The sequence below is a fragment of the Pseudooceanicola pacificus genome (genome assembly GCF_009789075.1).
Lineage (GTDB): Bacteria > Pseudomonadota > Alphaproteobacteria > Rhodobacterales > Rhodobacteraceae > Pseudooceanicola > Pseudooceanicola pacificus.
The window spans coordinates 79,989-98,787 of sequence record NZ_WNXQ01000001.1 but is presented as its reverse complement, the minus strand read 5'-3'; the positions used below and the strand labels follow the sequence as shown (position 1 = coordinate 98,787).

16 protein-coding genes are annotated in these 18,799 nt (G+C 67.8%); 11 read left to right on the top strand and 5 right to left on the bottom strand.

Going from position 1 to position 18,799, the window contains the following annotated elements; genetic code table 11:
• Positions 1-11 precede the first annotated feature (11 nt).
• Positions 12-464 carry a nuclear transport factor 2 family protein gene (locus GLS40_RS00460; protein ID WP_160380634.1) on the top strand — a complete coding sequence of 151 codons (453 nt, stop codon included), beginning with the start codon at positions 12-14 and terminating at the stop codon, positions 462-464.
• Positions 465-541: 77 nt separating this feature from the next.
• Here the strand turns inward: GLS40_RS00460 and GLS40_RS00455 are convergent, their stop codons facing one another.
• The 3 genes from GLS40_RS00455 to GLS40_RS00445 form a co-directional block, all read right to left on the bottom strand.
• Positions 542-2,047: an ABC transporter substrate-binding protein gene (locus GLS40_RS00455; protein ID WP_408003715.1), complete on the bottom strand. Its 1,506-nt coding sequence runs from the start codon at positions 2,045-2,047 to the stop codon at positions 542-544.
• A gap of 57 nt (positions 2,048-2,104) precedes the next feature.
• Entirely contained in the window at positions 2,105-3,406 is a 1,302-nt protein-coding gene (locus tag GLS40_RS00450; protein WP_160380633.1) for an acetylornithine deacetylase/succinyl-diaminopimelate desuccinylase family protein, read from the bottom strand.
• A 390-nt stretch (positions 3,407-3,796) separates the two neighbouring features.
• Complete coding sequence (locus tag GLS40_RS00445; RefSeq protein WP_160380632.1) at positions 3,797-5,191, bottom strand: aspartate aminotransferase family protein; 1,395 nt, start codon at positions 5,189-5,191, stop codon at positions 3,797-3,799.
• Between the two features lie 153 nt (positions 5,192-5,344).
• Between GLS40_RS00445 and GLS40_RS00440 the strand changes: the two genes are divergently transcribed.
• The 9 genes from GLS40_RS00440 (at position 5,345) to dxs (ending at position 15,309) form a co-directional block, all read left to right on the top strand.
• Positions 5,345-6,427 (top strand): polyamine ABC transporter substrate-binding protein, encoded by a 1,083-nt coding sequence (locus GLS40_RS00440; RefSeq protein WP_160380631.1) that lies wholly within the window; start codon positions 5,345-5,347, stop codon positions 6,425-6,427.
• Between the two features lie 63 nt (positions 6,428-6,490).
• Positions 6,491-7,612, top strand: a complete 1,122-nt coding sequence (locus tag GLS40_RS00435; protein WP_160380630.1) for an ABC transporter ATP-binding protein — start codon at positions 6,491-6,493, stop codon at positions 7,610-7,612.
• Between the two features lie 439 nt (positions 7,613-8,051).
• Positions 8,052-8,942 (top strand): ABC transporter permease subunit, encoded by an 891-nt coding sequence (locus GLS40_RS00430; RefSeq protein WP_160380629.1) that lies wholly within the window; start codon positions 8,052-8,054, stop codon positions 8,940-8,942.
• A 49-nt stretch (positions 8,943-8,991) separates the two neighbouring features.
• Positions 8,992-9,807 (top strand): ABC transporter permease, encoded by an 816-nt coding sequence (locus tag GLS40_RS00425; RefSeq protein WP_160380628.1) that lies wholly within the window; start codon positions 8,992-8,994, stop codon positions 9,805-9,807.
• Entirely contained in the window at positions 9,804-11,138 is a 1,335-nt protein-coding gene (locus GLS40_RS00420) for an NAD(P)/FAD-dependent oxidoreductase (protein ID WP_160380627.1), read from the top strand. The genes GLS40_RS00425 and GLS40_RS00420 overlap by 4 nt, the downstream gene beginning before the upstream one ends.
• Positions 11,139-11,271: 133 nt before the next feature.
• Positions 11,272-12,204: a histone deacetylase family protein gene (locus GLS40_RS00415; protein WP_160380626.1), complete on the top strand. Its 933-nt coding sequence runs from the start codon at positions 11,272-11,274 to the stop codon at positions 12,202-12,204.
• A 57-nt stretch (positions 12,205-12,261) separates the two neighbouring features.
• On the top strand, positions 12,262-12,504 hold the full coding sequence (locus tag GLS40_RS00410) for an exodeoxyribonuclease VII small subunit (RefSeq protein WP_160380625.1): 243 nt from the start codon (positions 12,262-12,264) through the stop codon (positions 12,502-12,504).
• Entirely contained in the window at positions 12,501-13,367 is an 867-nt protein-coding gene (locus GLS40_RS00405) for a polyprenyl synthetase family protein (RefSeq protein WP_408003714.1), read from the top strand. The genes GLS40_RS00410 and GLS40_RS00405 overlap by 4 nt, the downstream gene beginning before the upstream one ends.
• Positions 13,368-13,383: 16 nt before the next feature.
• Complete coding sequence (gene dxs / locus GLS40_RS00400; RefSeq protein ID WP_160380624.1) at positions 13,384-15,309, top strand: 1-deoxy-D-xylulose-5-phosphate synthase; 1,926 nt, start codon at positions 13,384-13,386, stop codon at positions 15,307-15,309.
• 6 nt (positions 15,310-15,315) lie between these two features.
• On the opposite strand, the gene GLS40_RS00395 is transcribed toward dxs, so the two are convergent.
• Together GLS40_RS00395 and GLS40_RS00390 are read right to left on the bottom strand one after the other, a co-directional pair.
• The gene (locus tag GLS40_RS00395; protein ID WP_235905730.1) at positions 15,316-15,996 is read right to left on the bottom strand and encodes an exopolysaccharide biosynthesis protein; all 681 of its coding nucleotides are present in this window, start codon (positions 15,994-15,996) and stop codon (positions 15,316-15,318) included.
• Between the two features lie 55 nt (positions 15,997-16,051).
• Positions 16,052-16,903, bottom strand: coding sequence for an SDR family oxidoreductase (locus GLS40_RS00390; protein WP_160380623.1), 852 nt, complete (start codon positions 16,901-16,903; stop codon positions 16,052-16,054).
• Positions 16,904-17,301: 398 nt separating this feature from the next.
• Between GLS40_RS00390 and GLS40_RS00385 the strand changes: the two genes are divergently transcribed.
• Positions 17,302-18,771 carry an AMP nucleosidase gene (locus tag GLS40_RS00385; protein ID WP_160380622.1) on the top strand — a complete coding sequence of 490 codons (1,470 nt, stop codon included), beginning with the start codon at positions 17,302-17,304 and terminating at the stop codon, positions 18,769-18,771.
• The last annotated feature ends 28 nt before the right edge of the window (positions 18,772-18,799 follow it).

Below are 18,799 nucleotides of genomic sequence, written 5' to 3'. Positions count from 1 at the left end.
TGGAGCGGCGGATGTATCATGCCTTTGTCCGGTCCCGGGTGCGGCAGCTGTTCGCGGCGGCCTCCAGCGGTGACGCGCCTGCGATCATGGCGGCCTTTGCCCCGCGGTTCGAACACGGTTTCCTTGGCGATCACGCGCTTGGCGGGCTGCGCACCAGCCACGCGGCGACGGCGGAATGGTACGCGCGGCTTTACCGCCTGCTGCCCGATATCTCGTTCGAGGTGACGCGCATCGCGGTCCGGGGCCTGCCCTGGGCCACCCTCGTGGTGGCCGACTGGACCGAGACCAATTCCGGCACCGACGGGGTGCGCACGTCGAACGCGGGGCATCACATCGTGGAAATCGCCTGGGGCCGGATCACCCGGCTGACCATCGTGACCGATACCGCCGTGCTGCAGAAGACGCTCGACCGGCTGGCCGCCGGGGGCGTGGCCGAAGCACATGCCGCCCCGATCACCGGCTAGTCCGGGATCCGGTCGATGGGTCCCGGCGGAAACCCTGTCACGCATCGCGCGCCGCATGATTTCCGCCGGGGCTTTGGTCATTCGGTCCAGTAGACCGAGGTCATGTCCGCCGCCTGGGTCGGGGCGTTCAGCCACAGCCCTTCGACCTTGGCATTGGCCACCGTGGTCAGGGCCAGCTGGAACAGGAAGCCGTTCACGAAATCCTTCGCGATCATCTCTTGCGCCTGCTTCAGCATGTCCGAGCGCACGGCCGCGTCGGTTTCCAGGTTCAGGTCCGACATCAGCTTCTGGAAGTCGGGGTTGTCATAGCCGAAATAATAGTCGGGGTTGGCGTAGATCCCGATGTCCATCGGCTCGGTATGGCTGACGATGGTCATGCCGAAATCGTGGCCCTTGAAGGTCGATTCCAGCCACTGGGCCCATTCCACATTCTCGATCTGCGGGTCCAGACCCACGGCGCGCAGCTGGGCCGCGATGATCTCGCCCCCGCGACGGGCATAAGAGGGCGGCGGCAGGGTCATCTTGAACTGGAATCCTTCGGGCACTCCGGCCTCGGCCAGCAGCTTCTTGGACAGTTCGGGATCGTAGTTCGACAGGCTCGTCAGGTCGACATAGTCGGGATTGTGCGGCGCGAAATGCGTGCCGATGGGCGTGCCGTAGCCGAACATCGCACCGTCGATGATTTCCTGACGGTTGATCGCATGGGCCACCGCTTCGCGCACCTTGACGTTGTCAAACGGCGCCTCGCGGTTGTTGATCGCCAGGATCGTCTCGCCCTCGGTCGAGCCCACAAGCACCTTGAAGCGCGGGTCGACGTCGAACTGCGGCAGGTTCTCGGGCGCGGGGAAGGGGCCGAAGACATCGACATCCTCGGCCATCATGGCGGCAAAGGCGGCGGTCGGATCCGAGATGTACTTGAACGTCACCTTGTCCAGCTTGGCCGGGGTGCCCCAGTAATCGGGGTTCTTCTCGATCTCGATCCGGTCGCCCTGCACCCAGTTCGAGAACTTGAAGGCGCCGGTGCCGATGGGATCGGTCTTGATCGTCTCGATGCTCTCGGGCGCCACGATCACGGCGTCGCCCCAGGCCATGTTGAACAGGAACATGCCGTTCGGTGCCGACAGCGTGACCTTGACCGTCATCGGGTCGACCACGTCGACCGACGCGATGGAGGAGAACAGGCCCTTCTGCGCATTGGCGCTGTCCTCGGCCCGTGCACGGTCGAGCGAGAATTTCACATCCTCGGCGTCGAAATCGGTGCCGTCATGGAATTTCACGCCCTCGGCCAGGTGGAAGGTGTATTCCAGCCCGTCCCCGGAAATATCCCACGAGGTGGCGAGGCCCGGGATGACCGATCCGTCCGAGGCAAAGCGGGTCAGCCCCTCGAAGATGTTGGAATAGACCACCGCGTCGATGGCCCCGGCCGCGGCCGAGGTCGGGTCGAGGTGCGGCGGTTCCAGCTGCTGGCCGACGGTGATGTCGGTCTTGGGCGCCGCGGCGGCCAGGCCGGCGGTCAGCGCAAGCGCCGAGGCAAGACCGGCCATGCCAAAGCCGCGGCGGGTCAGGTGGGCGGTGAACGTCATCGAGTGGCTCCCTTGTCATCGCGCCGCTGCGGGCGCTTTTGCCCCTGTCCGGGGGCGTCAGTCCTTTGGTCCGAGCAGGGTCAACAGGCTGAGTGCCATGACCTTGGCGGAATCGACCATATCATCCACACCGACATATTCGTCGGGTTTGTGGGCAAGGTCCAGAATGCCCGGGCCATAGGCGATGCAGTTCTTCAACTTGCCGATCCGGTCGATATGCTTCTGGTCGTAAGTGCCCGGGGAGACGACATATTCCGGATCCTTACCCAGCGTCAACCGGATTGCGTCGGTCACGGTGGTGACAACGGGGGCGTCCTTCTCGGTCATCGTGGGCAAAACGCGGTGCATTTCGCGGATGCCATAGTCGAACCGGTCGCGGGTCGATTTCAGCCCGTCGAGGATGCCGGTGATCTCGGCCTGGACGTCGTCGATGTTTTCTTCGATCAGGAACCGGCGGTCGACGATCATGCGGCAGCTGTCGGGCACCACCGGGCTGGGCAGGCCGGTGTCGGGGCGCAGGATTTCGGACTGGCCGCCGTGGATCGAGTTGATGTTGAGCGTCGACTGTTTCGCCCCTTCGGGCACCACGGGCATGTCGGTGCGCTTGGCGGCCAGCGCCGGGAACAGCGTCTCTTCCATCTCGTGCAGCACCGCGCCCATGTGGCGCACGGCGCAGTCGCCGAGGAAGGGCATAGAGCCGTGGGCGATCTCGCCATAGGTCTCGATCTCGGCCCACCAGACGCCGCGATGGCCCAGGCAGATGCGGTCCTTGTTCAGCGGCTCGGGGATGATGACATGCTGCACCCGGTCGAAAAATCCCTGCTGCGCCAGGTAGGCCACCCCGCCGAACCCGCCGGATTCCTCATCCGCCGTGCCGGAAATCTCGATTGCACCGCAATAGTCGGGGCAGATGGCGAGGAAGGCCTCGGCCGCCACGATCGAGGCCGCCAGCCCGCCCTTCATGTCGCAGGCGCCCCGGCCATAAATCCTGCCGTCGGCCAGCTCGCCGCCAAAGGGATCCCGGGTCCAGCCCCGGCCCACGTCGACCACATCGGTGTGAGAGTTGAAATGCACGCAATCGCCCGCCCGCGCGCCCTCGCGCCGGGCAACGATGTTCCAGCGCGGATAACGGTCGCTGTCGCCGGGGGAGCCGACGGCGCGGACCAGTTCGGTGGCAAAGCCCGAAGCCGACAGGCGACGGTCGAGGAAATCGCAGATCTCGCGATAGTTCTCGCCCGGTGGGTTGAGCGTGGGGATGCGGATCAGGTCCTGGGTCAGTGCGATCAGGTCGTCGCGGCGGGCCTCGATCTCGGCGGTCAGGCGGTCCTGCAGGCGAAGGGATGCGGCGGTGGAGGTCATCTTGGCTCCGGTCCAGTGATGCCGACAGGATGAGCCGCGCGGGGATACGGCGGCAATACCGTAGAACCACGGTATGGGGGCGCCGGGGGGGTGCTGCGGGATGTGTCGCGCCGGGTCGGGCCTTGCGATCCCCGAAGCGCCCGGCAGACATGGGTGGCCGCGCCGTACCTCACCCGGCAGCCCCCGCACCCGCTGGCCCATGTCGCGACGGCCGGCGGCGCGACATGGCAGACCGGCGCTTGCGCGCGGTTGTGCCGCGCCGGTCGTCCCGTGCCATCCTCCGCCGCGCAGTGTCAGGGCCGGCGCCACCGCCCGGTCCTGCCCGGAGCGACTGCCTTGGCCCTCAGCAGCCCCGGCACCGGATCCCGGCCCGGCAGACCAGAGAAAGCGTCAGGCGCTTTCCCACAGCCCTTCGGCCTTTACCTGCGCCATCGCCTCGTCCAGCGACTGCCAGGCGCGCTGGATCAGCAGGTCGATTTCGGATTTCGAGATCACCAGCGGCGGCGAGACGATCATCCGGTCATAGACATGCCGCATGATCAGGTTGTTCGCGAAACAGCGCTCGCGGGTGATGTAGCCCACCGTCCCGGCATCCGCCTTGAACTTGGCGCGCGCGGCCTTGTCCGGGGTCAGCGCGATCGAACCCATCATCCCCACGATCCGCGCCTCGCCGACCATCGGGTGATCGGCCAGACTCTCGAATTTCTGCTTGAGATAGGGCGCGGTCTCGTCGTGCACGGTCTCGACGATACGCTCCTCTTCCAGGATGCGCAGGTTCTCAAGCGCCACGGCGGCGGCGACCGGGTGGCCGGAATAGGTATAGCCGTGGTTGAACTCGCAGGCCGCCAGCACGCCCGCCACCTCGTCGCAGACGATCGAGCCGCCGATGGGCTGGTAGCCCGAGGACAGCCCCTTGGCGATGGTCATGATATGCGGGCGGATATCCAGCGTCTGCGAGCCGAACCAGTTGCCGGTGCGTCCGAAGCCGCAGATCACCTCGTCCGCGATCAGCAGGATGCCGTATTTGTCCACGATGCGCTGGATCTCGGGCCAGTAGCTGTCGGGCGGAATGATCACGCCGCCCGCGCCCTGCACCGGCTCGGCGATGAAGGCGCCGACCCGCTCGGGGCCGACCTCAAGGATCTTCTCCTCAAGCTCGCGGGCGCGCATCAGGCCGAATTCCTCGGGCGACATCTCTCCGCCCTCGGCCCACCAGTGGGGCTGGCCGATGTGCAGGATGTCGGGAATCGGCAGCCCGCCCTGCGAGTGGATGCCCACCATCCCGCCCAAAGAACCCGAGCCCATGGACGATCCGTGGTAGCCGTTCCACCGCGCGATGATCACGTTGCGCTCGGGCTGGCCCTTTTCTGCCCAATAAGTGCGCACCATCCGGATATTCGTATCGTTCGCCTCGGACCCCGAACCGGCAAAAAAGACATGGTTCAGATCGCCCGGCGCCAGCTCGGCCAGCTTGGCGGCCAGGGCGATGGCGGGGATATGGGTCGTCATGAAAAAGGTGTTGTAATAGGGCAGTTCGCGCATCTGGCGGGCGGCGGCCTCGACCAGCTCTTCGCGCCCGTAACCCACGTTCACGCACCACAGACCCGCCATCGCATCCAGAATTTCCTGCCCTTCGCTGTCGCGCAGGAAGACGCCCCTGGCGCTGGTGATGACACGCGCGCCCCGCGTCGCGAAATCGTTCTGCGTCGAGAAGGGGTGCATGTGATGCGCCGCGTCCAGGGCCTGCAGCTGGGCAGTGGGCATGTGGTTGGTGATCTTGTTCATGGGGCACCCGCGTTTGACTGGTCTTTGGCGGACGATATGCCCCGCGTGCCGGAAAGGCCAGATTGCAGCAGCATGTTGCGTTGCCGCGATTTTATTGCTTGAGTCGCGGGGCATGGACGCCGTGACAGAAACGTCCAACGGGAGAATCGAACAATGACCAAGACACTCATCACGCTCACCGCCGCCATGGCCCTCGGCACCGCCGCCATGGCCGAGGAGGTGCGCGTCTACAACTGGTCCGACTACATCGACGAAGAGTTGCTGACCAAGTTCGAGGAAGAGACCGGGATCGACCTGATCTACGACGTCTTCGACAGCAACGAACTGCTGGAAACCAAGATGCTGGCCGGGGGATCGGGCTATGACGTCGTGGTGCCCACCGGCACCTTCCTGCAGCGCCAGATCGTGGCCGGGGCCTTCCAGAAACTGGACAAATCCAAGCTGCCGAACATCGGCAACATGTGGGACGTGATCGCCGAGCGGACCGCCCAGTACGACCCGGGCAACGAATATTCGATCAACTACATGTGGGGCACCACCGGGATTGGCGCGAATGTGGCCAAGGTGACCGAGGTGCTGGGCCAGGACGCCCCGCTCGACAGCCTCGCGCTGGTCTTCGATCCGGCGAACATGGAAAAGCTCGCCGGCTGTGGCGTGCATTTCCTGGACGCCCCGACCGAGATGATCCCCGCCGCGCTGAAATACATCGGCGAGGATCCCGACAGCAAGGACCCGGAGAAGATCGAGGAAGCCGCCAAGGTCCTCGAAGCCGTGCAGCCCTATGTCGCCAAGTTCCATTCGTCGGAATACATCAACGCCCTGGCGAATGGCGACATCTGCGTGGCCTTCGGCTGGTCGGGTGACATCCTGCAGGCCCGCGACCGCGCGGCCGAGGCCGACAACGGGGTCGAGATCGTCTACAACGCGCCCAAGGAAGGCGCGCTGATGTGGTTCGACCAGATGGCCATCCCGGTCGACGCGCCGAACCCCGACGGGGCCCACAAGTTCCTGAACTTCATCATGGATCCCGAGAACATGGCGGCGGCGTCGAACTACGTCTACTACGCCAACGGCAACAAGGCCTCGCAGGAATTCCTGGCCGAGGACGTGATCGGCGATACCGCGATCTACCCGGATCAGGCGACGCTGGACAATCTCTACACCGTCACGCCCTACGATCCCAAGGTGCAGCGCATCGTCACCCGGGTCTGGACCCGCGTGAAATCCGGCACCTGATCGCCGACACAGACCGGCCTGCGCGGGACCCGCGCGGGCCTTTTCCCTCTTGCGGGAGGCTTCATGCCCCAGAAAATCTTCGCGCCCTGGGATGACCCCGACGAAAAGCCGCTGATCCAGTTCCGCAACGTGACCAAGCGTTTCGGCTCCTTCACCGCGATCAACGACATCAACCTCGACATCTACACCCGCGAGTTCTTTGCCCTGCTTGGCCCGTCGGGCTGCGGCAAGACCACGCTGATGCGCATGCTGGGCGGGTTCGAAACGCCAACCGAGGGCACGATCCTGCTGGCCGGGCAGGACATCGGCCCGGTGCCGCCGAACAAGCGCGCGGTGAACATGATGTTCCAGAGCTACGCGCTGTTCCCGCATCTGTCGGTCTGGGACAACATCGCCTTTGGCCTCAGACGCGAGGGCAAGGACAAGGGAACGATCGAGACCCGCGTGCAGGAGATGCTGAAACTCACCCGGCTGGAGAAGTTCAAGCATCGCAAGCCGCACCAGATTTCCGGTGGCCAGCGGCAGCGCGTGGCGCTGGCCCGCTCGCTCGCCAAGGCGCCCAAGCTGCTGCTGCTGGACGAACCGCTGGGCGCGCTCGACCGCAAGCTGCGCGAAGAGACGCAGTTCGAGCTGATGGACATCCAGGAGAAGACCGGCACCACCTTTGTCATCGTGACCCACGACCAGGAAGAGGCGATGACCGTCGCCAGCCGCGTGGCGGTGATGGACGAGGGCAAGCTGATGCAGGTCGCCACGCCGGACCGGATCTACGAGACGCCGAATTCCGTCTATGTGGCCGATTTCATCGGCGACGTGAACCTGATCGAGGGCCGCGCCCACCAGAGCGGCGAGAAGGTCCAGCTGATCTGGGCCGAGGGCCAGCCGCCGCTGATGGCCACCACGCAAAGGAACTTCTCGCTCGACCAGAAATGCACCCTGGCGATCCGGCCCGAGAAGGTCTCGATCTCGGCCGAGCGCCCCACGGCGGCCAATGTGCAGAAGGGCACGATCCTGGATATCGCCTATCTGGGGAATATCTCGACCTATCACGTCGAGCTGCCCACCGGCCATGTGATCAAGGCGCAGGAGGCCAACACCCGCCGCATCGCCCGCCGCACCTTCACCTGGAAAGACGAGGTCTGGATTTCCTGGACCGACACCGCCGGCGTGCTGCTGGAGGGCTAGGGATGACGGGACGCGCGGATATCGGGCCGGTGCGGGGGGCCGGGAGCGGCCGGGCAGGGCAGGGCCTTGCCCCGTGCCGAGTTCCGCCTGGCCTGCAGCTGGCAGCCTTGGGACATGGCGGCGCGCCAGGGGATCGACCCCGTTGCGACGCGCGGCACCCGACCGCGGGGGGGCAGTTCCATCAGCCCTGGCCGCTGGGTCGCCCCGAAGCATCCGGACCGGGCCGGCGGTGCGTGCCGTCGGCAGGTGCCCATGCGCGGGGAGCGGTGAACCCCGTCTCCGAACCGCTCCGACAGGGCGTTTTACCGGCAGGCGCGCCGTGGCAACGGGCTGGCGCGGACGGGCGACCCGGCGGATCTGTATCGCCTCGCCCGACTTTCGGCGGGGGGGCACGCCCCGCGCCCTTCGAACCGCCCCGCCCCGGACAGGAGCCCACATGATGCGCCGCTTCGTCCTGATCCTCATTCCCTATCTCTGGCTCTTCGCGCTCTTCCTCGTCCCGTTCCTGATCGTGGTGAAGATCTCGCTGTCGGACGTGGCGCTGTCGATCCCGCCCTATACCCCCCAGCTCGACCTTGCCGCGGGATGGCAGGGGGTGAAGGACTTCTTCTCCGGGCTCGATTTCGAGAATTTCACCTTTCTCACCACCGACGATCTCTACTGGAAGGCCTACCTCTCCTCGGTGAAGATCGCGCTGTTCTCGACCCTGTTCACCCTGATGGTCGGCTTCCCCATCGCCTACGGCATGGCGCAGGCGCCCGATCAATGGCGCCCCACCCTGATGATGCTGGTGATCCTGCCGTTCTGGACCTCGTTCCTGATCCGGGTCTACTCGTGGATGGGCATCCTCGCCAACGAGGGGCTGCTGAACCAGGTCCTGCTGTGGAGCGGGATCATCGACACGCCGCTCAAGATCATCAACACCAACACGGCGGTCTATATCGGCATCGTCTACACCTACCTGCCCTTCATGATCCTGCCGATCTACGCGGCGCTGGAACGGCTCGACGGGTCGCTGCTGGAGGCGGCGGAGGACCTCGGCTGCTCGCGCAGCTCGGCCTTCTGGCTGGTGACGGTGCCGCTGTCGCGCAACGGGGTGATCGCGGGGTGCTTCCTGGTCTTCATCCCGGCGCTCGGGGAATTTGTCATTCCCTCGCTGCTGGGCGGATCGGGGACGCTGATGATCGGCAAGGTGCTGTGGGAAGAGTTCTTCAACAACCGCGACTGGCCGGTCGCCTCGGCGGTGGCGGTGATCCTGCTGCTGATCCTGATCATCCCCATCGTGCTGTTCCAGCGCAACGAACAGAAACAGAGGGAGGCCGAAGGATGAGCGCCCCCGAATTTTCGTCGAAAATTCGCCCCGGCCGGCGAGGTGCGGCATGAGACGCTTTTCCTGGTTCAACGCCACCTCGCTGACCTTCGGTTTTGCCTTCCTCTACCTGCCGATGATCATCCTGGTCTTCTACAGCTTCAACGAATCCAAGCTGGTGACGGTCTGGGCCGGCTTCTCGACGAAATGGTACGGCGAGCTGCTCAGGAACGATGCCTTCCTGGACGCGGCCATGGTCACGCTCAAGGTCGCCGTCGCCTCCTCCACCATCGCGACGGTGCTGGGCACCATGGCGGCCTATGTCCTGGTCCGCGCCGGACGCTTTACCGGGCGCACCGTCTTTTCGGGCATGATCTATGCCCCGCTGGTGATGCCCGACGTGATCACCGGCCTGTCCCTGCTGTTGCTCTTCATCGGCGTGGGGCTCGACCGGGGGATCACCACGATCATCCTGGCGCATACCACCTTTGCCATGTGCTATGTCTCGGTGGTGGTTTCCTCGCGCCTCGTCACCTTCGACCGTTCGCTGGAAGAGGCCGCGCTCGACCTAGGCTGCACGCCCTTCGAAAGCTTCCGCCTGGTGACCCTGCCGATCATCGCCCCCGCCGTGATCTCGGGCTGGCTGCTGGCCTTCACGCTGTCGCTCGACGACCTGGTGATCGCCTCCTTCACCGCCGGGCCCTCGGCCACCACCCTGCCGATCAAGATCTTCTCGGCCGTGCGCCTTGGCGTCTCGCCCGAGATCAACGCGCTGTCGACCATCATGATCGCCATCGTCACCGTCGGCGTGATCACCGCCTCGCTGATGTCCAAACGCGCCGCCGTGAAACGGGCCGAGGACGAGCGCGCGGCCGTGCGGGCATGAAACGCCCCTATTCCGCGCATGCCTATTCGATGGGGCCGATCCGCCGCTGCTACTGGGCCGAGGCGGTCACCGGCGAGGACCTGCACGCCCCTGCCGCCGAGGGGGCGCTTTCGGCGGATATTGCCGTCATCGGCGGCGGTTACACCGGCCTGAACGCCGCCCTCGCCCTGGCCGAAGCGGGCGAGGAGGTCACCCTGCTCGATGCAGAATTCCCCGGCTGGGGCGCGTCGGGGCGCAACGGCGGGTTCTGCTGCCTGGGCGGGGCGCGGGCCGCGGACAGCGTGCTCGACCGCCTGCACGGCGCCGGTGCCAGCGCCGAGGTGCACCGCGCCGAGGTCGCCTCCGTCGCCCATGTCGGCGCCCTGCTGGAGCGTCTGGGCATCGACGCCGACCGCCATTCCGAGGGCGAGACGGTCCTGGCCCATTCCCCGCAGAAGATGGCCAGCCTGCGCGCCGAAAAGGCCAGGCTGGAGCGCACCTATGGCGTCACCTGCACCCTTGTGGAACGCGAGGATCTGCCCGCGCACGGCATGACGGGCCCGCATTACGGCGCCCTGACCCTGCCCATCGGCTTTGCCCTGCACCCGCGCAAGTACCTGGCCGGGCTGGTCGGGGCTGCGGCGCGCGCCGGGGTGCGGATGTTCGGCGACAGCCCCGTAATGGCGATCGAACGGGCGGGCGAGGGCTGGGCGCTGATCACGCCCGAGGCCCGACTGACCTGCCGCCGTCTGGTGTTGGCCACCAACGGCTATTCCGCCGAGAATGTGCCTGCATGGATGCGCCACCGCTTCCTGCCCGCCCAGAGCTCGGTCATCGCGACGCGCCCGATGACGCAGGATGAGCTGGCCGCCCAGGGCTGGACCTCGCACCAGATGTCCTACGAGAACCGCCGGCTGCTGCATTACTTTCACCTCACGCCCGACAACTGCATGGTCTTTGGCCAGCGCGGCGGGCTGATCTCGACCCCGGGGAACGAGGAGCGCATCGCCCGTCGCGTGCGGGCCGATTTCAACGCCATGTTCCCGGCGTGGGAGCCGGTGGACTCGCCCTTCTACTGGTCCGGCATGGTCTGCCTGACAGCGGCGCTGCGCCCCTTCTGCGGGCCGGTTCCCGAGATGCCGGGCGTCTTCGCCGCCTTCGGCTACCACGGCAACGGGGTGGCGATGGGGTCCTATTGCGGGGCGCTGCTGGCCGCGCTGGTCAGGGGAGAGGAGCCCGAGGGCCCCTATCCCCGCGCCTTTGCCGCGCCGCTGAAGCGGTTCCCGCTGGGCCCGGTGCGGCGGGCATGGCTGGCGGCCGAATACAGCTGGACCCGGCTGACGGAGCGATGAGCGCGGCAGCCGACGGCGGGGCGGGGCTGCGCTTTGCCTGTCGGGCGGCCTTCTGCCGCCGGCCCGTCACCTGCCGCGGTCGCAACATCCCCGCCATCTTGCGGGCTCACCCGGCCCGCCCTACTCTCGCGTCATGACAACCGCGCTGATCACCCATCCCGACTGCCTGCTTCACGTCACCCCCGACGGCCACCCCGAGCGGGTGGCGCGGCTGAACGCCCTGCTGCCGGCGCTGGAGGGCCGGGACCTGCTCAGGGTCAGCGCCCCGCTTGCGGCCGAGGACGACCTGCTGCTGGCGCATCCGCTGGCCCATGTCGATGCGATCCGCGACGCGATTCCGCGCGCCGGGTGGCGGCAGCTGGACGCCGACACCTACCTCTCGCCCGGCTCTCTGCAGGCTGCGCTCAGGGCGGCGGGGGGCGCGGTGCGGGCGGTGGACATGGTGCTGGGGGGCGAGGCCGACAATGCCTTTGTCGCCTGCCGTCCGCCGGGCCACCATGCCGAAACCGCGCAGCCGATGGGCTTTTGCTTCTTCGGCAATGTCGCCATCGCCGCCAAGCATGCGCTGGACCGGCACGGGCTGGCCCGCGTCGCCATCGTGGATTTCGACGTGCATCACGGCAACGGCACGCAGGATCTGGTGCAGGGCGACCCGCGCGTGCTTTTCGTCTCGACCCACGAAATGCCGCTTTATCCCGGCACCGGCGATCCGCAGGATCACGGCCCCCACGGCACGGTCGAGAATATCGCGCTGCGCCAGGGCACCGGCGGCACGGTCTACCGCGACATCCTCGCCCGCCAGATCCTGCCCCGGGTGCGCGACTTCGCGCCCGAGCTGCTGCTGATCTCGGCCGGGTTCGACGCCCATGCCGACGATCCGCTGGCCGGGCTGCGGCTGGTGGAGGCGGATTTCGCCCATATCACGCGCGAACTCTGCGCCCTGGCGGCCGGGATCTGCGGCGGGCGCGTCGTGTCCTGCCTGGAGGGCGGCTATGATCTTGAGGCGCTGGCCGCCAGCGGGGCGGCGCATGTGGACGAACTGATCGCGGCTGGCGGCGCGGGGTGAATTGAACCTCGCCGCGCGCGTGGATATGCTGCGCGCGATCTGCTGCCGGAGGAACCGATGACCGACACGCCCGTGGACGACCTGACATTCGAACAGGCGATGGAAGAACTGGAACGCGTCGTCGCCCGGCTGGAGCGGGGCGAGGTGGCGCTGGAGGAATCCATCGCCCTCTACGAACGCGGCGCCGCGCTGAAAAAGCGCTGCGAGGCCAAGCTGAAGGATGCCGAGGAAAAGGTCGCCGCGATCACGCTGGACGGCGCGGGCCAGCCGACCGGAACGACGCCGGTCGATCCCAAGTGACATTCGACGCGGCCCTGACGGAGGCTGCCGCGGCGGTCGACGCCCGGCTGCGCGAGGTGCTGGACGGCATGCCGGGCACTGTCGGCGCCGCGATGCGCCATGCCTGCACCGGGGGCAAGCGCCTGCGCGCCTTTCTGGTGCTGGAGGGCGCGCGCCTGCACGGCATCGCGACCGGGACGGCGCTGTGGCCCGCCGCCGCGATCGAGGCGATGCATGCCTATTCGCTGGTGCATGACGACCTGCCCGCGATGGATGACGACGACCTGCGCCGGGGCCAGCCCACGGTCCACATCGCCTGGGACGAGGCAACGGCGATCCTGGCGGGCGATGCCCTGCAGGCGCTGGCCTATGAGCTGGCCGCCCGCCCCGAGGCCGGGTCCGAGGCGACACGCGCCGCGCTGGCCCTGTCCCTGGCGCAGGCCGCCGGGGCGCGGGGCATGGTGCTGGGTCAGGCGCTGGACATCGCCGCCGAGACCGCCGAAACGCCCCTGACCCTGGACGAGATCACCACCCTGCAGCAGGGCAAGACGGGCGCGCTGTTCGAATGGTCGGCGATGGCCGGGCCCCGGATGGCGGATGCGGATCCGGCGCCGATGCGCGAATATGCCCGTGCCTTTGGCCTTGCTTTCCAGATCGCAGACGACATCTTGGATATCGAGGGGGACGAAAAGGCCACCGGAAAGCGCGTCGGCAAGGACGGCGCGGCGGGCAAGGCGACCTTCGTTTCCCTGCTTGGGCTGGAAACCGCCCGGGCCCGCGCGGCGGAGCTGGCAAATGCCGCCTGTGCCGCGCTGGACGGATACGGCCCCGATGCCGACAACTTGCGTGCTGCCGCCCGCTTCGCTATCTCGCGCCGGACATAGGCGCCAAGGACCGGTCATGACCGACAGACCCCAGACCCCCACGCTCGACCGGGTGAACAGCCCTGCCGACCTGAAGTCTCTGACCGACGCCGATCTGCGCCGGGTGGCCGATGAACTGCGCGCCGAGACGATCTCGGCCGTCAGCGAGACCGGGGGGCATCTTGGCGCCGGGCTGGGCGTGGTGGAACTGACCGTCGCCCTGCATGCGGTGTTCGATACCCCGCGCGACAAGCTGATCTGGGATGTCTCGCACCAGTCCTATCCGCACAAGATCCTGACCGGGCGGCGCGACCGCATCCGCTCGATCCGGCAGGAAGGCGGGCTGTCGGGCTTCACCAAACGCTCCGAGTCGCCCTACGATCCGTTTGGTGCGGCGCATTCCTCGACCTCGATCAGCGCGGCGCTCGGCTTTGCCGTGGCGCGCGACCTGGGCGGGGTGACGCCCGAGGGGATCGGCGATGCCATCGCGGTGATCGGCGACGGCGCGATGAGTGCGGGCATGGCCTTTGAGGCGATGAACAACGCGGGCGCGCTGAAGAAGCGGCTGATCGTGATCCTGAACGACAACGAGATGTCCATCGCCCCGCCGGTCGGCGCGCTGTCCTCCTACCTGTCGCGGCTCTATGCCGGGGCGCCGTTCCAGGAGTTCAAGGCCGCCGCCAAGGGCGCCGTCTCGCTGCTGCCCCCGCCGTTCCAGGAAGGGGCCAAGCGGGCCAAGGAACTGCTGAAAAGCATGACCGTCGGCGGGACGCTGTTCGAGGAGCTGGGATTTTCCTACGTCGGGCCCATCGACGGGCACGATCTGGACCAGCTGCTGCCGGTGCTGCGCACCGTCAAGGCGCGGGCGACCGGGCCGATGCTGATCCATGTGATCACCAGGAAGGGCAAGGGCTTTGCCCCCGCCGAACGCGCCCGGGACGGCGGCCATGCCACGGCCAAGTTCGACGTGGCCACCGGCCAGCAGCACAAGGCGCCGTCGAACGCGCCGAGCTACACCCGCGTCTTTGCCGATACCCTGCTGCAGGAGGCCGCCGCCGACAGCCGCATCTGCGCCGTCACCGCCGCCATGCCGGACGGGACGGGGCTGAACCTGTTTGCAGAGCGCTACCCCTCGCGCTGTTTCGACGTGGGCATTGCGGAACAGCACGCGGTGACCTTTTCGGCCGGGCTGGCGGCGGGCGGGATGCGGCCGTTCTGCGCGATCTATTCGACCTTCCTGCAGCGCGGCTACGACCAGGTGGTGCATGACGTGGCGATCCAGCGCCTGCCGGTGCGCTTTGCCATCGACCGGGCCGGGCTGGTGGGCGCGGACGGCGCGACCCATGCGGGCAGCTATGACACCGCCTTCCTGGCGAACCTGCCGGGCTTTGTGGTGATGGCCGCCGCCGACGAGGCGGAGCTGCGCCACATGGTGGCCACCGCCGCCGCCCATGACGCGGGGCCGATTGCCTTCCGCTTCCCGCGTGGCGAGGGCGAAGGCGTGGCGATGCCCGAACGCGGCGAGGTGCTGGAAATCGGCAAGGGCCGGGTGATGCGCGAAGGCGCGCGGGTGGCGCTGCTGTCCTTTGGCACCCGGCTGGGCGAGACGCTGAAGGCCGCCGAGGCGCTGGATGCGCGCGGCATCGCGCCCACGGTGGCCGATGCGCGTTTCGCCAAGCCGCTGGACCGCGACCTGGTGCTGACCCTGGCCCGCAATCACGAGGCGCTGATCACCATCGAAGAGGGCGCCATCGGCGGTTTCGGCAGCCATGTGGCGCAGCTGCTGGCCGAGGAAGGCGTGTTCGACACCGGGCTCAGGTTCCGCTCGATGGTGCTGCCCGATATCTTCATCGACCAGGCCAGCCCGCGGGCGATGTATGACGTGGCGGCGCTGAACGCGGCGGATATCGAGGCCCGGGCGCTGGACGCCCTGGGCGTCACCCGGCTGGGCAAGCGGGCCTGAGCCGGCTCAGCCGAGCGCGCCGCCGCTGACCAGCCACCAGATCCCGAAAAGCGCCACGCCGGACCAGATATGGCCGAGCAGGGTGAACACCCCGTCGCGCGCCAGCAGGGCGATGGCGTAAAACGCGATGGCGGTGGCGAAGATCGAGGTCACCATCGGCAGGATTTCCAGGAACGGGATGAGCAGGCAGATCACCAGGATCGTCGCCAGCGTCAGCACGTTCGCGGGGCGCGAGACCAGCCAGGGCAGGCGCCGGTGGGTGCGCCGGTCGATCCAGCCGGCGGGGCGGCGCAGCCAGGTGGTGGCCTTGGCCAGACGCCAGCCGGCGACCTTGCGCCGTTTCAGCCAGCCGGGCAGCCAGATATGCGGGCGGCCAAGCAGTTTCTGAACCGAGATCAGCAGCATCAGCATGGCGCCGATCGTCGGCAGGCCGGGGATGCCCGACAGCGGCGAGACTAGGATCATCGCGGGCACCAGCAGGATCGGGGCAAAGGAGGTGACGCCGATCTCTTCCAGCACGTCGCCGACCGAGACACTGTCGTGCCGGGCCGTGTGATCCAGCGCGTCGAGGATGGCGCCAAGGCTGCGCAATTCGCTGCCGTCGGACTCGCGGTCGGGTCCGGGCAGGGCGGGGGCGGCCTCGGGGGGCGTGGGCATCATCTCGGGGTCGCTCATTGTCAGGGTCATGTCTCGGCAACGCCGTGAGGGCGGATCGGGTTGCATCGCGCAGCGCGCTTTGCATTCATTCCGCGTCCAGCAGGGCCTGCAGCCCCTCGCGGTAGGTCGGGTAGAGCAGGCGCACGCCCAGTTCGGACTTGATCCGGTCGTTCCGCACGCGCTTGCTTTCGGCGTAGAAGCTGCGGGCCATCGGAGTCATCTCGGCGGTTTCGAAATCTTCCTCGGGCGGCAGGGGTTGGCCCAGCAGGTCTGCCGCATGGGCGATGATCTGCTGCGGCGGGGCCGGGTCGTCGTCGCAGAGGTTGTAGACCGCGCCGGGATTCGGGCGCGCGATCGAGGCTTCGAGCACCTGGGCGATATCCTCGACATGGATGCGGCTGAAGACCTGGCCCGGCTTGACGATGCGCCGCGCGGTGCCGGCCCGCACCTTGGCGAAGGGCCCGCGCCCGGGGCCGTAGATCCCGGCCAGGCGAAAGACATGCAGCGGCAGATGCGGGATCGCCTGCCATTCGGCCTCGGCCGCGACGCGCCATTTGCCGCGTCGGGTGGACGGGGTGAGAGGCGTCGTCTCGTCGACCCAGTCGCCATCGTGATTGCCGTAAACGCCGGTGGTCGAGAGGTATCCGACCCATGCGAACCGATCCGCGCGGCGGGCGATCTGGTCGCGCAGCTCGCGCAGGGTGGGGTCGCCGCTCTCGTCCGGGCCGGCCGAGATCAGCAGATGCGTGACACGGTCCAGCAGCGGGGCAAGGTCGGTGCCGGGGAAGATATGCGGCGTGACCCCCTCGGGGCGCAGCGCGTCGGCCTTGTCCTGCGTGCGGGTGGTGCCGTGCACCAGCCAGCCCTGCGGCAGCAGGCGGCGGGTCAGGGCGCGGGCCGAATAGCCGTGGCCGAAGGAGAGGAGCATGGGTGCCATCGGGGTGACATGGACCCGGTCGCGATGTTTGGCAAGGGGGCGGGAGGTGGCGGTTTGCCGGGCTGGCAGGCCCCTGGCGCGGCCCTTGCCCGGGGGAAACCCGGCGCTGCCGCCTGGGCGGTGCCCGGAGTGCGGGGGCGGCCCCGGCCCGGTGGAAGGGGGCGATAGCCGCGCGCGTGGCGCCCTGGCGGGTGCCCGGGGCGGTGCCCCGGGCGGGGTGGGGGGCTCTGCCCCCGCCCGCGCTGCGCGCGGACTCCCCCGGGATATTTCGGGCCAGAGGAAGCCGGGGAACCTGTGCTGCGGGCCCTGCGGGAGCGCGGAATTGCCATATGGGGGCGGGGCGGGCTTGCGTGCTGACGCGAAACCGGACAGACAGTCCGGAAACGCGAGGGTGTGACATGAGCAGCGATATCCGGACCCCCGAGGCACCTCAGGCCGAGGCCTTCATGGAGGCCGAGCCCGCGGTCGCACGGCTGATCGCGCTGTACGCGATCTCGGCCCGGTTCCTGCGCGAGGCCTTTGCCGCCTCGGTGCGCGACGGGCGCCCGGCGGGCCGGGTGCGCGCCTATTACCCCGAGGTGCGGATCACCACGCGGACCCATGCCCATATCGACAGCCGGCTGAGCTTTGGCCATGTGCCCGCGCCCGGAACCTATGCCGCCACGATCACCCGGCCCGCGATGTTCGAGAATTACCTGCGCCAGCAGATCGGCCTGCTGCTGGAGAACCACGGCGTGGCGGTGACGGTCGGCATGTCGGACACCCCGATGCCGCTGCATTTCGCGGTTGCCTCGGACAGCGAGGTGACGGTGCCGCAGGAGGGCGCCGCGGATTTCCCGCTGCGCGATGTCTTTGACGTGCCGGATCTGAGCACCACCAACGACGATATCGTCAACGGCACCTATGAGCCGGATGCCGACGGCACCATGGCGCTGGCGCCCTTTACCGCGCAGCGGGTCGATTACTCGCTGGCGCGGCTGGCGCATTACACCGCCACCGATCCCGAGCATTTCCAGAACCACGTGCTGTTCACCAACTACCAGTTCTACGTTTCGGAATTCGAAGCCTATGCCCGGCGCATGCTGGCCGATCCCGACAGCGGCTACACCAGTTTCGTGTCGACCGGGAATGCCGAGATCACCGGACCGCTGGGCGATCTGCCGGTCTCGTCCAAGATGCCGCAGATGCCCGCGTTCCACCTGAAACGCCCCGGCGCGGCGGGGATCACGCTGGTCAATATCGGCGTCGGCCCCTCGAACGCCAAGACGGCGACCGATCATATCGCGGTGCTGCGCCCCCATGCCTGGGTCATGGTCGGGCATTGCGCCGGGCTGCGCAATTCGCAGAGCCTGGGGGATTTTGTCCTGGCCCATGCCTATCTGCGCGAGGACAAGGTGCTGGACGACGATCTGCCCGTCTGGGTGCCGATCCCGGCCCTGGCCGAGATCCAGGTGGCGCTGGAAGACGCGGTGGAGCGCGAGACCAAGCTGCAGGGCTATGACCTGAAGCGGATCATGCGCACCGGCACCGTGGCCAGCCTGGACAACCGCAACTGGGAACTGCGCGACCAGCGCGGCCCGGTGCAGCGCCTCAGCCAGTCGCGCGCCGTGGCGCTGGACATGGAAAGCGCCACCATCGCCGCCAACGGGTTCCGGTTCCGGGTGCCCTACGGCACGCTGCTTTGCATCAGCGACAAGCCCCTGCATGGCGAGCTGAAGCTGCCGGGGATGGCGAGCGATTTCTACAAGACCCAGGTCTCGCGCCACCTGATGATCGGAATCCGGGCGATGGAGACGCTGCGCGAGATGCCGCTGGAACGCATCCATTCGCGCAAGCTGCGGTCCTTCGACGAGACGGCGTTCCTCTGACCTTACGGAAGCTGCCTCTAGGGGTGCG